This window comes from Yoonia sp. R78084, from assembly GCF_044595625.1.
Taxonomy (GTDB): domain Bacteria; phylum Pseudomonadota; class Alphaproteobacteria; order Rhodobacterales; family Rhodobacteraceae; genus Yoonia.
In genome coordinates this window covers 2709905-2722640 of the sequence record NZ_CP138993.1, presented here as the reverse complement: position 1 = coordinate 2722640, position 12736 = coordinate 2709905, and the positions used below count along the sequence as shown (strand labels likewise).

Annotated in this window: 11 protein-coding genes and 1 pseudogene; 9 read left to right on the top strand and 3 right to left on the bottom strand. The window is 56.5% G+C overall.

Features of this window, described 5'->3' with window-relative positions; translation table 11 throughout:
- The first annotated feature begins 9 nt into the window (after positions 1 to 9).
- The gene (locus tag SJY29_RS13660; protein WP_110278521.1) at positions 10 to 900 is read left to right on the top strand and encodes an ABC transporter permease subunit; all 891 of its coding nucleotides are present in this window, start codon (positions 10 to 12) and stop codon (positions 898 to 900) included.
- The gene (locus tag SJY29_RS13655; protein ID WP_110278029.1) at positions 897 to 1715 is read left to right on the top strand and encodes an ABC transporter permease; all 819 of its coding nucleotides are present in this window, start codon (positions 897 to 899) and stop codon (positions 1713 to 1715) included. The genes SJY29_RS13660 and SJY29_RS13655 overlap by 4 nt, the downstream gene beginning before the upstream one ends.
- Before the next feature lie 31 nt (positions 1716 to 1746).
- On the opposite strand, the gene SJY29_RS13650 is transcribed toward SJY29_RS13655, so the two are convergent.
- The gene (locus SJY29_RS13650) at positions 1747 to 3750 is read right to left on the bottom strand and encodes a M10 family metallopeptidase (RefSeq protein WP_400083827.1); all 2004 of its coding nucleotides are present in this window, start codon (positions 3748 to 3750) and stop codon (positions 1747 to 1749) included.
- A gap of 236 nt (positions 3751 to 3986) precedes the next feature.
- On the opposite strand from SJY29_RS13650, the pseudogene SJY29_RS13645 reads away from it, so the two are divergent.
- A pseudogene (locus tag SJY29_RS13645) lies at positions 3987 to 4502 on the top strand (NAD(P)-dependent oxidoreductase); the annotation flags it as partial.
- Positions 4476 to 4916 carry an NAD-binding protein gene (locus SJY29_RS13640; protein WP_400088936.1) on the top strand — a complete coding sequence of 147 codons (441 nt, stop codon included), beginning with the start codon at positions 4476 to 4478 and terminating at the stop codon, positions 4914 to 4916. The pseudogene SJY29_RS13645 and the gene SJY29_RS13640, both read left to right, overlap by 27 nt.
- Here SJY29_RS13640 and SJY29_RS13635 read toward each other — a convergent pair.
- Entirely contained in the window at positions 4913 to 5587 is a 675-nt protein-coding gene (locus tag SJY29_RS13635; protein ID WP_400083825.1) for a hypothetical protein, read from the bottom strand. The two genes, SJY29_RS13640 and SJY29_RS13635, sit on opposite strands and share 4 nt — an antisense overlap.
- A 391-nt stretch (positions 5588 to 5978) precedes the next feature.
- Positions 5979 to 6794, bottom strand: a complete 816-nt coding sequence (locus SJY29_RS13630) for a formate/nitrite transporter family protein (protein WP_400083823.1) — start codon at positions 6792 to 6794, stop codon at positions 5979 to 5981.
- Between the two features lie 294 nt (positions 6795 to 7088).
- Here SJY29_RS13630 and SJY29_RS13625 point away from each other — a divergent pair, with 294 nt between their 5' ends.
- The 5 genes from SJY29_RS13625 (at position 7089) to SJY29_RS13605 (ending at position 12707) form a co-directional block, all read left to right on the top strand.
- Positions 7089 to 8693: an ABC transporter substrate-binding protein gene (locus SJY29_RS13625; protein WP_400083821.1), complete on the top strand. Its 1605-nt coding sequence runs from the start codon at positions 7089 to 7091 to the stop codon at positions 8691 to 8693.
- Positions 8694 to 8798: 105 nt separating this feature from the next.
- Positions 8799 to 9782 carry an ABC transporter permease gene (locus SJY29_RS13620; RefSeq protein WP_400083819.1) on the top strand — a complete coding sequence of 328 codons (984 nt, stop codon included), beginning with the start codon at positions 8799 to 8801 and terminating at the stop codon, positions 9780 to 9782.
- Between the two features lie 12 nt (positions 9783 to 9794).
- A complete protein-coding gene (locus SJY29_RS13615) occupies positions 9795 to 10709 on the top strand; it encodes an ABC transporter permease (protein ID WP_110278035.1) in 915 nt (304 codons plus the stop codon).
- A gap of 5 nt (positions 10710 to 10714) precedes the next feature.
- Entirely contained in the window at positions 10715 to 11719 is a 1005-nt protein-coding gene (locus SJY29_RS13610; protein ID WP_110278036.1) for an ABC transporter ATP-binding protein, read from the top strand.
- Complete coding sequence (locus tag SJY29_RS13605; protein WP_400083817.1) at positions 11712 to 12707, top strand: ABC transporter ATP-binding protein; 996 nt, start codon at positions 11712 to 11714, stop codon at positions 12705 to 12707. Before SJY29_RS13610 ends, SJY29_RS13605 begins: the two co-directional genes overlap by 8 nt.
- The last annotated feature ends 29 nt before the right edge of the window (positions 12708 to 12736 follow it).

Genomic DNA, 12736 nt, shown 5'->3' with positions numbered 1-12736 from the left:
GCGATGAACATGCGTCGTTTCTCTTTGATTGCGGTTCCCTACGGGTGGCTGCTGCTTCTCTTTCTTGTGCCCTTCCTGATCGTCTTCAAGATCTCGCTGTCGGATGTTGCCCTTTCTATCCCGCCCTATACACCAACGCTGGAACTGTCCGAAGGTTGGGCGGGCTTTCGTGATTTTCTGTCGCAACTGGATTTCGAGAATTACGAGTTTCTTGCGACGGATGATCTTTACTGGAAAAGCTACCTTTCCAGTTTGCAGATCGCGTTCATCTCGACGACGATCTGTTTGCTGATCGGCTTTCCCATCGCCTACGGCATGGCAAATGCGCCCAAGGAATGGCAGCCGACCTTGATGCTATTGGTGATCCTGCCGTTCTGGACCAGCTTTCTGATCCGCGTCTATTCGCTGATCGGCATCCTGAGTCAGGAAGGTATGCTGAACCAGTTTCTGATGTGGATCGGTATCATTAACGAACCGCTGACGATCCTGAACACGAACATCGCGGTCTATATCGGGATCGTTTACACCTATGTCCCTTTCATGATTCTGCCGATCTATGCGACGTTGATTAAACTTGACGGATCGCTGCTAGAGGCTGCCGAAGACCTGGGCTGTTCACGGACCGAGGCGTTCTGGCGCATCACCGTGCCCCTGTCCAAGGCGGGTATTATCGCGGGCTGTTTCCTTGTCTTCATCCCCGCGCTGGGCGAATTCGTGATCCCCTCGCTGTTGGGTGGCTCTGACACCTTGATGATCGGCAAGGTGCTCTATGAGGAATTCTTCGCCAACCGCGATTGGCCGGTGGCCGGTGCCGTGGCTGTCATCCTGCTGCTGATCCTGATCATTCCGATCGTGCTCTACCAGCGCAACGAGCAAAAGATGATGGAGGCCGACACATGAGACGGCTGACATGGTTCAACGCGACATCGCTGACACTGGGTTTTGCGTTCCTCTACATCCCGATGATCGTTGTGATCATCTACAGCTTCAACGAAAGCCGACTAGTCACCGTCTGGGGCGGGTTTTCGACCAAGTGGTATGGCGAGTTGTTGCGCAATGAGTCGTTTCTTGACGCGGCCTGGGTGACGTTCCAGGTCGGGTTCTTTTCATCCATTATTGCTACGATCCTTGGCACAATGGGGGCCTATGTGCTGGTGCGCGGCGGCCGTTTCTACGGGCGCACCCTGTTTTCGGGCATGATGTACGCGCCGCTCGTGATGCCGGAAGTGATTACAGGTCTTTCGCTGCTCCTGCTCTTTATCTCGATCGGCTTGGACCGTGGTATGTTCACGATTATCCTCGCCCACGGGACTTTTGCGATGTGCTATGTCTCGGTGGTGGTCAGTTCGCGTCTGGTCAGCTTTGACCGCTCGGTCGAAGAGGCGGCCCTTGATCTTGGATGCACCCCGTTCGAGGCGTTTCGCCTTGTCACCCTGCCCATCATCGCGCCCGCCGTAATTTCGGGCTGGTTGCTGGCGCTGACCTTGTCCCTTGATGATCTGGTGATTGCATCATTTGTCGCGGGGCCATCAGCGACAACGCTGCCGATCAAAGTGTTCAGTTCGATCCGCTTGGGGGTGAGCCCCGAAATCAACGCGCTCTCCACCATTCTGATCGGGATCGTCACCATCGGGACGATTGCCGCGTCCTTGACCACCAAACGCGCCGTCATGCGGCGGCAGCGCGAAGAGCGGATGGCAGAGCAGGCGGGCTGAACGCTATGCAGGGTGACAGAAGGGCCGCAAGTTAAAGGATGAAATCACCTGCAGTCACGCCTGTGGTGTCTTCAAGCGTGATACCCATATCCGCAATTCCGTCGCCGTCCTGATCAACAAAGATGATGGTGTCGCTGCCGGACATTGTCGCCCAAATCTCGCCAGCCGTATTTGTCGGCGCGCCACCAGAGTTGAAGGTAAATGCCTGATCACCGCCAAGCGACAGATTGGCGTCAATCATGCTGAGATCAATGTGGTCCGTCCCGGTCTCGAAATCTGTAATGGTGTCTCGGTTGTTGTCCCAGCTGTCGCTGATCGCATTAAAGATGAAGACATCGGCGCCACTCCCGCCGGTCATCGTGTCCTGACCCAGACCACCTGTGATGTCGTCCGCACCGCCACCGCCTTGGATGGTGTCATTGCCACGGCCACCAAAGAGCGCGTCATTGCCGCCGCCGCCTATAATCTGATCGTTGCCGCTACCGGCATAGACTGTGTCGGCACCCGTGCCTCCTGTGATCTGGTCATTCCCGGAACTGCCGTAAATCGTGTTTGTCCCGCCGCTTGTCGAGATCGTGTCGTTGCCAGAGTTTCCGTCGACTGCGTCGTTGTTGGCACCTGCATCAATCACGTCACTGCCGGTCCCGCCGGATATGTCGTCGTTGCCAGCACCGCCATTCAGCGTGTCTTGACCGTGACCACCAATCAAAAGGTCGTTGCCGCCGTTTCCGGTCAGAACATTGTCCGCGTCGTTTCCGACGAGAATATCATTGCCGCTGCCGCTTGTTGCGTTTTCGATCACAACACCGTTTGCGATGGTAAAGCCGCCTTGGATACCCGAGGCGTTCGAGATGAAACCGCCGCCGCCAACTTCATACTCCAGCGTCGCGGGCCGCAGATCAATGACGGTATCGCGGGTCCCGCTATATGTGATTGTATCAACCCCGCCTGTATCCCAGATCGCAACCCAACCTGTTCCGACTGCGTTCGCGCTGGCCAGTTCATAGGTGTTGTTGCCGTTGTTGTGGGTGGTGTTCGCGCCATAGAGCTCTTGCAACATCGCGATATCGAGCGCCATCGGGCTTGCGGCATCGCCATAGGAATTTGTCGTTGGTGATGCGCCGTTCCAACCGCCATTATATGACATGATCGTATAGACGGTTTGGTTAAGCTCAAAGTCACCGTAGTCCCCGAAGGGGAAGTTGAAGGCCTCAGGGTTCAGACCCAGCAGAACCGAGTCGCCTTCATGCGGGTGGTCCAAACCCAAGCCATGGAGGGCTTCGTGAATGACCGTCGAAAACCCGAGCCCGCCAGCGGTAAGCCCATTTGACCAGCCAAAGCCACCGCTATTGAATGCGCCCATTGACTCGCCAGTGTAGCTCGCATTGCTGGGGAGGTAAAAATAACCCAGCAATCCTGCATCACCGAAGTCATCCAACACCAACTGGAAATCTGCCCGTGGATCATTCGAGATAACAAAAGACACATCGGCATAATTTGAAATGACCCCCAATGCCGTCATGACCGCGTTGCGTTCATCGGTGCTCCAGCCTTCTGAAACGACATCAGCACTCGGGTCCGTTGTCAGCCGTCCGAATTCCGCCTGATCGCCAGCATCGACAAAATACACGGTTACGATGTTATCACTGTCACCACGGGCCAGACCGGAATCAAGTGTGTCCACCGGTGACGGTGCCGGAACAGACACTGCCGTCAACTCATAAGTGCCGGTGCCGCTGTCATTGTATGCCCCAGCCTCGATATAGAATGTCCCGCCATTCGGGCCGCCAATCGTGAGTTGTGAGTCACGCCCGTTAAAGTCGTCGTTTAGGGCAACGAGGTCACCGTCAGCGTTATAGATCCGCAAGAAAGGGTCGGCGAGGCTGATACCTTCCATTGAAATCTCGACAAACTGTCCCGGTCCAAGATCAATACGCACCCAATCGCGATCGCCGTTACTGTCGATCGCACTTGTAAGGCTGCCTCCAATTGTCAGCGTTGCAGAGGTTGAGGCATTATTGGGAATATCGGCCATGAAAAGTCTCTTCTGAAAGCGTGGAATGCTCTGAAAAATAACACAATGAAACGGGTTGCATACAAAGGACACAAAAACTGTGGCAAAAATTAGTTCAACGCGCCGATAGATTCAAATTTTCAAGCCCGAGGCACCCCTTTTTATAACGTAGTCAGGTGCTGGTTCCGGCATAAGCCATAGACTGTACGCATCTGGCTTTCCTGTCATGAAAACCCTAGGCTGGGCAGAGGCAGCGTGATGGTAAATTACGACAGATAAATCAAAGGAGTGCTGGCCAAATGACAAACGAAACAATCGGTGTTGTTGGTGTTGGCCTAATGGGGCACGGGATTGCTAAGAACCTGCTCGCGGCGGACTATCCTGTCACGGTGATCGCCCACCGCAACCGGACCCCGATCGAGAGCCTGACAGCGCTTGGCGCGGTTGAGGTTGGCGACCTGACCCAAATGGCTGCGACATGTTCTGTGATCCACATCTGCGCCCCCGGATCGCCGCAGGTCGAAGAAATCGTTGGCGCGCTGTTACCGGCGCTCAAGCGCGGCAGCATCGTTGTCGACTGCTCGACCTCTGATCCCACATCGACAATAACATTGGCGCAAAAACTGGCAGAGGCCGGGTGCCACATGGCCGATGCGCCGCTTGGTGGCACGCCTGTGCAGGCCGAGCAGGGGGAATTGGCCACAATGGTCGGGGCGGATGCCGAGGTTTTCGCGCGGCTCGAACCCGTGATCGCAAGCTGGGCCGGCGCCATTGTGCACATCGGGCCGTGTGGGGCAGGGCACAAGATGAAGCTGCTCAACAACTTTGTCTCGCTTGGCTATGCAGCACTTTATTCCGAGGCGCTGGCACTCTCGCGCAAGGTTGGCATTTCGGTTGATCAGTTCGATTCCGTCATTCGTGGAAGCCGGATGGATTGCGGTTTCTATCAAACCTTCATGGGCTACGCGGTTGAGGGCAACCGCGAGGCGCATAAGTTCACACTGACCAATGCACTCAAGGATTTGCGCTATCTTGAGGCGATGGCGGATAGTGTCGCGCTTTCCAATCCTATCGGCAATGCGGTGAAAAACAGTTTCGCTCTGGCCAGCGCCGCCGGGGGCAGCGGGCCAGAGGATTATGTGCCGCATCTTGTCGATTATGTCGCGCGGCAGAACGGCCTGGACTAGAAGACACCATAGTATGTGGCCACCTTATCGGCCCAGTGCCGGTCAAGGGCGGCGGTATTTTCAAGCTGCGGACTGGCGTCCAGCGTCGCTGCATCAATCGTGAGCACTGTTTTGGTATCGGCATTGCCGACAGTTTCCACCAGATTGATCGGCAGGACACGTTGTGTTTCGGGCAAGACCACGCCTGTATCCACGGCAAGGTGACTGACGGTCAGGTCCGCAGAACCAGCCAGAAGGCCGATCACCTTGCCAAGGTTCTCTTCCCCGTGACAGGCGACAGATCCCGAGACATTGCGCGCTGACAACAGCGTTCCGTCCGGTGCGTTCTTTTGCAGAAACGTGGCAGCGACGTCCTTGCTGGACGGTCCAAGGATCAACGAGGGGATGTCACTGAATTGCAGCCCGTCATCAAGGCCCACCTTTTCAATGACTTCCAGATTTTCCACGTCAGCTTTGGTCAGTTGCAGCGTCACCAAACGGTCGTCCGGGTCGATCTTGCCAATTTTGTCGGCCGAAACCACGACGGTAAGATTGGACAATAAGCCACCCGTATCAATGGCAAGGTGTTTGATTTTCATCGTCTTGCGGTCAATGAAGGCATCGATCACAGAGGCTTTGAAGTCCTCCGCTTGGGCCAAAAATCCAAAAAGATCGTTTACTGAAAATAGCATGAGAAATTCCTTTCTTCGTACGTGTCTTGATAATGATGGAACGTCCGTCAGCGTGGGGGCTGGAACGGATCAGACGCGGCGACACGGCCAGTGACTGGCGATGCCTTGCGCGGAATTTGAGGGATTAGAAGGCTACGGCGCGGCCACTCTTGCGGACGGCATATTCATGCGTCTCAGGCGCTCCAGGTCGGTCTTGCTGTGGCATTCCGCCCCTCTTTCTTGCGTCGTTTCGCGCCAATCAATCTCGGCGCGGCCTGAGATACAGATAGGCTTTGTTACGCAAAGTTCAAGATTTGCAGGTATTTTGCCAAAGAGCATTGCGCCTTTTGCAGGCGTCGGCACCATGCAATTACGCCCTCTCCGGTACGGTACTGCATGGCGCGGGTGCCTTTCACTCTTTCGGGTTCTCGTCGATCTCTTCCTGTACCTGGCCCCATGCCAGCATGGTAAAGACCAATGTGCCGCCCACGATGTTGCCTGCAAGGACGGGCAAGAAAAACGCAAGGACAGCGTCCCCTGCCGTCGTTGCGCCAGTGACCAGCAAGAACCACATCTCGACCGATCCGGCCACGATATGCGCGAAATCCCCTGCCGCGATCAGCCATGTGATCGCCACAATAAGCCAAAAGACAGAATGCGTTGACTGCGGGATCATCCACACCAGAGCCGCTACCAGAATACCCGCCGGAATGGCGCGCATAAACGCTGTTGCCGGATCATACCCAAGCGCATGTTCGGACAGCGCTGCGATCGCCGGAAGCAGATCCGATGGAATAGCGGGAGTGAACGCGAACAGGCTGGCCGCCGCCAGCGCACCCACCACATTTGCCGCCAAGACAATGCCCCAAAGCTTCAGGACACTTGTCAGCATATGGAGTGTCGGTTTTGCAACCAAGGGAAACACAGTTGTGATTGTGTTCTCTGTGAACAATTGCAGACGCCCCAGGATCACGAGCAAGAACCCGAAGCTATACCCAAGGTTTTCGATCAAGTGACGGCTGGGCATGTCGGGCAAATAGGTCCGCAGGATCGCTTCGCCAAGAACGGAAAAGCTGATCATCAGGCCTGCCGCAATGCCAGACCAGATCAGTGACTTCGCAGGTCTTTGCAGTTCCTCTTCGCCCTCGCGGCGGATTACCTCGTATATCAGCCGTGGAGCAAGACTCGTGGCATCCTCAATCGTCTTCTTTTCTTTATGTTTTGTCATGAAATTACCTTTTCCTGATACAGGAAGTAGCTGACATTACGCGGAATTCAACGAGAGGGAAGATCGCATCTTTTTATCGAACCGCGCTTCCGCATCATGGCAGGTGGGTGCAGGACAATGCGACAGCTGCCGCACTGTGAGGGCACAATCAGTGGTGTTTTTCCAAAACCAGGGTGTTGTCTGTCCCGAAAAAATCGAGCACAAAACAGCATGCTCTGGCACTTCGGGGATTTACCCTGCACAGTGCGTGACAGCAAAAAATCAAATCATCATCTCAACCAGCAGGAGACTTCTATGTCGATATTTACCAAGGATCAAAGCTTCGCGCATGCGCGAAAAATGCTTTCGGTGTCCGCCCTCGCCCTCGCAATGACCTCGGTGTCTGCCAACGCCGAGACACTGCGCTGGGCACGTGTCGCTGATGCGCTGACGCTTGATCCGCATTCCCAGAACGAAGGTCCGACGTCGACATTGCTGCACCACATCTATGAAACGCTTGTGGGGCGTGCGACGGACGGTTCGCTGACCCCGCGTCTGGCAACAGACTGGCGCATCAGCGAAGAAGACCCTTCTGTCTGGATTTTCACGCTGCGCGAAGGTGTGACGTTCCATGATGGTTCCGAGTTCAACGCCGAAGATGTTGTATTCTCGCTGAACCGTGTCCGCGCCGAAAGCTCGGGCTTCAAGGCGCTGCACAGTGCCGTTGAAAGCGTGTCGATGGTGGATGACTATACCGTCCACGTCAAAATGACCGGCCCGTCGCCGCTTTACGTGCAGAACCTGACAAACACTTTCATCATGGATCAAGGTTGGGCCGAGGCAAACGACGTGGTTGAACCACAGAACTTTGCTGCCGGTGAGGAAAACTTTGCCGTGCGCAACACCAACGGGACCGGCCCCTACACGCTGGTATCGCGTGATCCCGAAGTGCGTACCGTCATGGCTGCGTTTGACGGCCACTGGGACGAAACCCCGGCCGTGACCGAGATCATCTACACCCCGATTTCAGAGGCTGCGACCCGCGTTGCCGCTCTGCTTTCGGGCGAAGTCGATGTGGTACAGGATGTGCCCGTGCAGGATATCGCACGCCTTGAGCAGACTGATGGCGTCAAGATCACAACCGGCCCTGAAAACCGCAACATCTTTTTCGCCTATGACATGGTGTCGGACACGCTGCGGTCCTCTGATGCAGCCGACAACCCTTTCAAAAAGCCTGAGATCCGCGAAGCGATGGCCCTCGTTCTGGATCGCGACGCGATCCAGCAGGTCGTGATGCGTGGCCAGTCACAGCCATCAGCGGCCCCGTTGCCGCCATTCGTGAACGGCTGGACCGAAGAGATGAACGCTTACGGTTCACCAGATGTGGAACGCGCCGCGCAGCTTGTGGTGGAAGCGGGTTATCCTGACGGGTTCTCGGTTGATCTGAACTGCCCGAATGACCGTTATCTGAACGACGAAGCGATCTGTCAGGCGATGGTCGGCATGCTGGGCCGCGCGAACATCCGCGCCAATCTGGTGTCGCAGACACGCAGCCTGCACTTCCCGCTGATCGAAAACTGGGAAACCGATTTCTATCTGCTGGGCTGGGGTGTACCGACATTTGACAGCGCCTATATCTTCAACTTCCTCGTGCACACCCGTGAAGACGCCTATGGCGCATATAACGGATCGCGTTATTCCAACCCCGAGGTTGATGCGAAAATCGAGGCTCTGGCGACCATGACCGATCTGGAAGCACGCGATGCGACGATCGCGGAAATCTGGGATCAGGTGATGGAAGACCGCGTTTTCCTGAACGTACACAACCAGATGCTGGCCTATGCGATGCGTGACGACATCAATCTTGATGTGCATCCTGAAAACCAGCCGAAGATGACGACTGTCACTTTCAACAACTAATACGTCTTGAACCTTTTGCCCGCGTGGTTTAGCGCCACGCGGGCAATTTGTATTTGTGTCAATGGGGCTGACCTATTCGCACATCAATGAAGGGGCTGTTCCAGAATGTTGGCCTATATCATCCGCCGTATCCTGCAATCCGTCTTGGTGATGCTTGTCGTGGCTTTGGTGTCATTTGCCCTGTTTCGTTTTGTCGGTGACCCGATCAATTCGATGGTCGGACAGGAAGCGTCAATCGCCGACCGCGAAGCGTTGCGCGACCAGTTGGGTTTGAACGATCCGTTCCTGAGCCAGTTCGCGACATTCGTGACGCGCGCCGCCCAAGGCGATTTTGGTATTTCCTACCGGCTGCAACAGCCAGTGATGGAATTGATCCTGTCGCGCTTGCCGGCAACGCTGGAACTTGCGCTGGTGTCGGGGGTGCTGGCCTTTGTCTTTGGTGTCGGCTTTGGCGTTTACACAGCACTGCGACGCAACGGTTGGGTGTCGAACACGATCATGACAGTGTCCTTGATCGGCGTGTCGCTGCCCACGTTCCTGATCGGTGTGCTGCTGATCTGGGTTTTCGCGGTCGAGCTGCAATGGCTGCCCAGTTTCGGGCGTGGTGAAACGGTAGAGATCGGCGGCTGGACGACCGGTTTTCTTACATCCACGGGCCGCGCCTCTTTGATCCTGCCCGCGATTACGCTGGGGCTTTATCAGATGACGCTGATCATGCGCCTTGTGCGTGCCGAGATGCTCGAAGTGCTCCGCACCGACTATATCAAATTCGCGCGGGCACGTGGCCTGAGCAATCGCGCGGTCAACTTTGGCCATGCCCTCAAGAACACCATGGTGCCGGTGATTACGATTACCGGTTTGCAACTGGGATCGATCATCGCTTTTGCCATCATCACAGAGACTGTTTTCCAGTGGCCGGGCGTGGGTGCGCTGTTTATCAACTCGGTCCGCTTTGTAGATGTACCTGTGATGGCGGCCTATCTGATGATGATTGCGCTCGTGTTCGTCATCATCAACCTGATCGTTGATCTGCTGTATTATGCGGTTGATCCGCGGCTGCGCGTCGATCGCGCGGCGACACGGCATTAAGGATTTACTGACATGAACCGCCTTGCTCGCATGTGGGACAGTGATATCGCTTGGTCCTTCCGTAATTCACCGGTCGCGATTGTTGCCGCAATAATCGCGTTGATTATCGTGCTGGGGGCCGTCTTTGCACCATGGATTGCACCCCATGATCCGTTCAATTCGGCGTCGCTGAACCTGATGGACGGTTTCACGCCGCCCGGTGAGCCGAACCAGTTTACCGGCAATACCTATTTGATGGGCACCGACAATCAGGGCCGCGATATCTTCTCGACAATCCTTTATGGCGCGCGGATCTCGCTTTTTGTGGGCTTCTCTGCCGTGGTGTTTGCCTTGGTGCTGGGCATCGGGCTCGGGCTGTTGGCGGGGTGGCGCGGTGGCTGGGTCGATAGCCTGATCATGCGTATTGCGGATGTGCAGTTGTCATTTCCGTCCATCCTGATTGCATTGCTGATCTTTGGTGTGGCGCGCGGCTTCATCCCGCCTTCAATGCGTGAAGAGGTTGCGATCTGGGTATTGATCGTCTCGATCGGTCTGTCGGACTGGGTGCAATATGCCCGCGTCGTGCGCGGTGCCGCCATGGTCGAGAAATCCAAGGAATACGTGCAGGCCGCCCGCGTCATCGGGGTGCACCCTGCGCGCATCGTCTTGCGCCATATCCTGCCCAATGTGATGGGACCTGTGCTTGTGATCGCAACGATCGGTCTGGCGCTTGCGATTATCGCCGAAGCAACCCTGTCCTTTCTGGGCGTCGGTGTGCCGCCGACACAACCGAGCCTTGGTACGCTGATCCGGATTGGCCAGCAGTATCTCTTCTCTGGCGAATGGTGGATTTTGCTGTTCCCGGCTATCGCACTCTTGCTGCTCGCTTTGTCGGTCAACCTTTTGGGTGACTGGCTGCGCGACGCGCTGAACCCACGGCTAAGGTGACAACTATGACCGATGCTTTGCTTTCCGTCCGTAACCTGCGGGTCGAATTCCCGACACGTCGCGGCGTCCTGACCGCGATTGACGATGTGTCTTTTGATATCATGCCCGGCGAGGTGCTGGGGGTGGTCGGTGAATCCGGTGCGGGCAAATCGCTAACCGGTGCTGCGATCATCGGCCTTCTGGAACCACCGGGGCGCATTGCCGGCGGTGAAATCCTGCTCAAAGGCGAACGGATTGACAATCTGGGCGCCGAAGCCATGCGCCGGATCCGTGGCAAGCGGATCGGCATGGTGTTTCAGGACCCGCTGACAAGCCTGAACCCGCTTTATACCGTGGCGCAGCAGTTGATCGAAACCATCCGCACCCATGCGGATATTTCCGAAAGTGAGGCCCGCAAAAAGGCCATTGCCTTGCTTGACCGTGTGGGTATTCCTGCGGCGGCGCGGCGCATCGACGATTACCCGCACCATTTTTCGGGCGGCATGCGCCAGCGCGTTGTTATTGCCCTTGCGCTTTGCGCCGAGCCGGAGCTGGTGATCGCGGACGAACCCACAACAGCGCTTGATGTGTCGGTCCAAAGCCAGATCATCGACCTGATCAAGGAAATCTGCGCGGAACGGGGTGCCGCTGTGATGTTGATCACCCATGATATGGGCGTGATCGCCGAAACCGCCGATCGTGTGGCGGTGCTCTATGCGGGCCGGATTGCCGAGATCGGACCTGTGCGGCAGGTCATCACCGCACCTGAACATCCCTATACCGCAGGGCTGATGGGCTCGATCCCGACGCTGACGCAAACCGACGCACGGCTGGTGCAGATCCCGGGTGCAATGCCCCGGCTGAATGCTATCCCACAGGGCTGCGCCTTTAATCCGCGCTGCGAAAAGGCGTTTGACCGTTGCTTTAAGGAACGCCCAGCACCTGTCCTGCGCGATGCAGACGGGCGCAAGGTTGCCTGCTGGCTATATGATGCCATCGACACACCTGCAAAGGAGCAAGCGAATGGCTGATGCGCTGCTGAAGATCGAACACCTGACGCGGTATTTCGATATCTCGAAACCCTTCCTGAACCGGTTGCTGGAACGCGATGAAAAGCAGTTCCTGACGGCGGTGGCCGACGTGAGCTTCGAAATCAAGCGTGGCGAAACCTTTGCGCTGGTCGGCGAAAGCGGGTCGGGTAAATCGACAATTGCCAAATTGGTTGTCGGCCTGCTTACGGCATCCGAAGGCACCATCGAATTTGACGGGCATAGGATGACAGGTACAACAGGGACCGAAATGCGTGATCTGCGCCGCCGGTTCCAGATGATCTTTCAAGACCCTTTCGCAAGCCTGAACCCGCGCTGGCGCGTTGGTGATATCATCGCCGAGCCGATCCACACGTTTGGCCTGCTCAAAGGGGCTGACGTGACAAACCGTGTGGGTGAATTGCTGGATACGGTGGGCCTGTCCGCCAAAGACGCCGAGAAGTTCCCGCATGAGTTTTCCGGCGGCCAGCGCCAGCGCATTGCGATTGCACGCGCGCTCTCGTCCAAACCGGAATTCATTGTGTGTGACGAACCGACCTCGGCGCTGGATGTGTCAGTGCAGGCGCAAATTCTGAATTTGATGAAGGACCTTCAAGACGAAATGGGCCTGACCTATCTTTTCATCAGCCATGACCTTTCGGTCGTGCGGCACATGGCGAGCCGGATTGGTGTGCTTTATCTGGGCCGTCTGGTCGAAGTGGCCGATGGGAAGACGCTGTTCTCGTCCCCGCAGCACCCCTATACGCAGATGCTCTTGGATGCGGTGCCTGATCTGGCGCTATCGGGACGGCGGCGCAAACCTGTCGACGGTGAAATCCCGAACCCGATCAATCCGCCACCTGGCTGTGCCTTCCACCCACGTTGCCCGCTGGCCATGGACCGCTGCAAGGTTGATGCACCCCATCAGGTCGCGACAGAGACCGGTTACGCCGCGTGCTTTGCGCTGGAAGCCGAAGCAAAGGCAAGCTGAGCGGATCAGGCGCGGGCTTTGGACCGCCG

Excerpts from the sequence above, each read along its gene's own strand:
- SJY29_RS13660 (WP_110278521.1), top strand. The coding sequence starts at position 10 with ATGCGTCGTTTCTCTTTGATTGCGGTTCCCTACGGGTGGCTGCTGCTT.
- SJY29_RS13655 (WP_110278029.1), top strand. The coding sequence starts at position 897 with ATGAGACGGCTGACATGGTTCAACGCGACATCGCTGACACTGGGTTTT.
- SJY29_RS13650 (WP_400083827.1), bottom strand. The coding sequence starts at position 3,750 with ATGGCCGATATTCCCAATAATGCCTCAACCTCTGCAACGCTGACAATT.
- SJY29_RS13635 (WP_400083825.1), bottom strand. The coding sequence starts at position 5,587 with ATGCTATTTTCAGTAAACGATCTTTTTGGATTTTTGGCCCAAGCGGAG.
- SJY29_RS13630 (WP_400083823.1), bottom strand. The coding sequence starts at position 6,794 with ATGACAAAACATAAAGAAAAGAAGACGATTGAGGATGCCACGAGTCTT.
- SJY29_RS13625 (WP_400083821.1), top strand. The coding sequence starts at position 7,089 with ATGTCGATATTTACCAAGGATCAAAGCTTCGCGCATGCGCGAAAAATG.
- SJY29_RS13620 (WP_400083819.1), top strand. The coding sequence starts at position 8,799 with ATGTTGGCCTATATCATCCGCCGTATCCTGCAATCCGTCTTGGTGATG.
- SJY29_RS13615 (WP_110278035.1), top strand. The coding sequence starts at position 9,795 with ATGAACCGCCTTGCTCGCATGTGGGACAGTGATATCGCTTGGTCCTTC.
- SJY29_RS13610 (WP_110278036.1), top strand. The coding sequence starts at position 10,715 with ATGACCGATGCTTTGCTTTCCGTCCGTAACCTGCGGGTCGAATTCCCG.
- SJY29_RS13605 (WP_400083817.1), top strand. The coding sequence starts at position 11,712 with ATGGCTGATGCGCTGCTGAAGATCGAACACCTGACGCGGTATTTCGAT.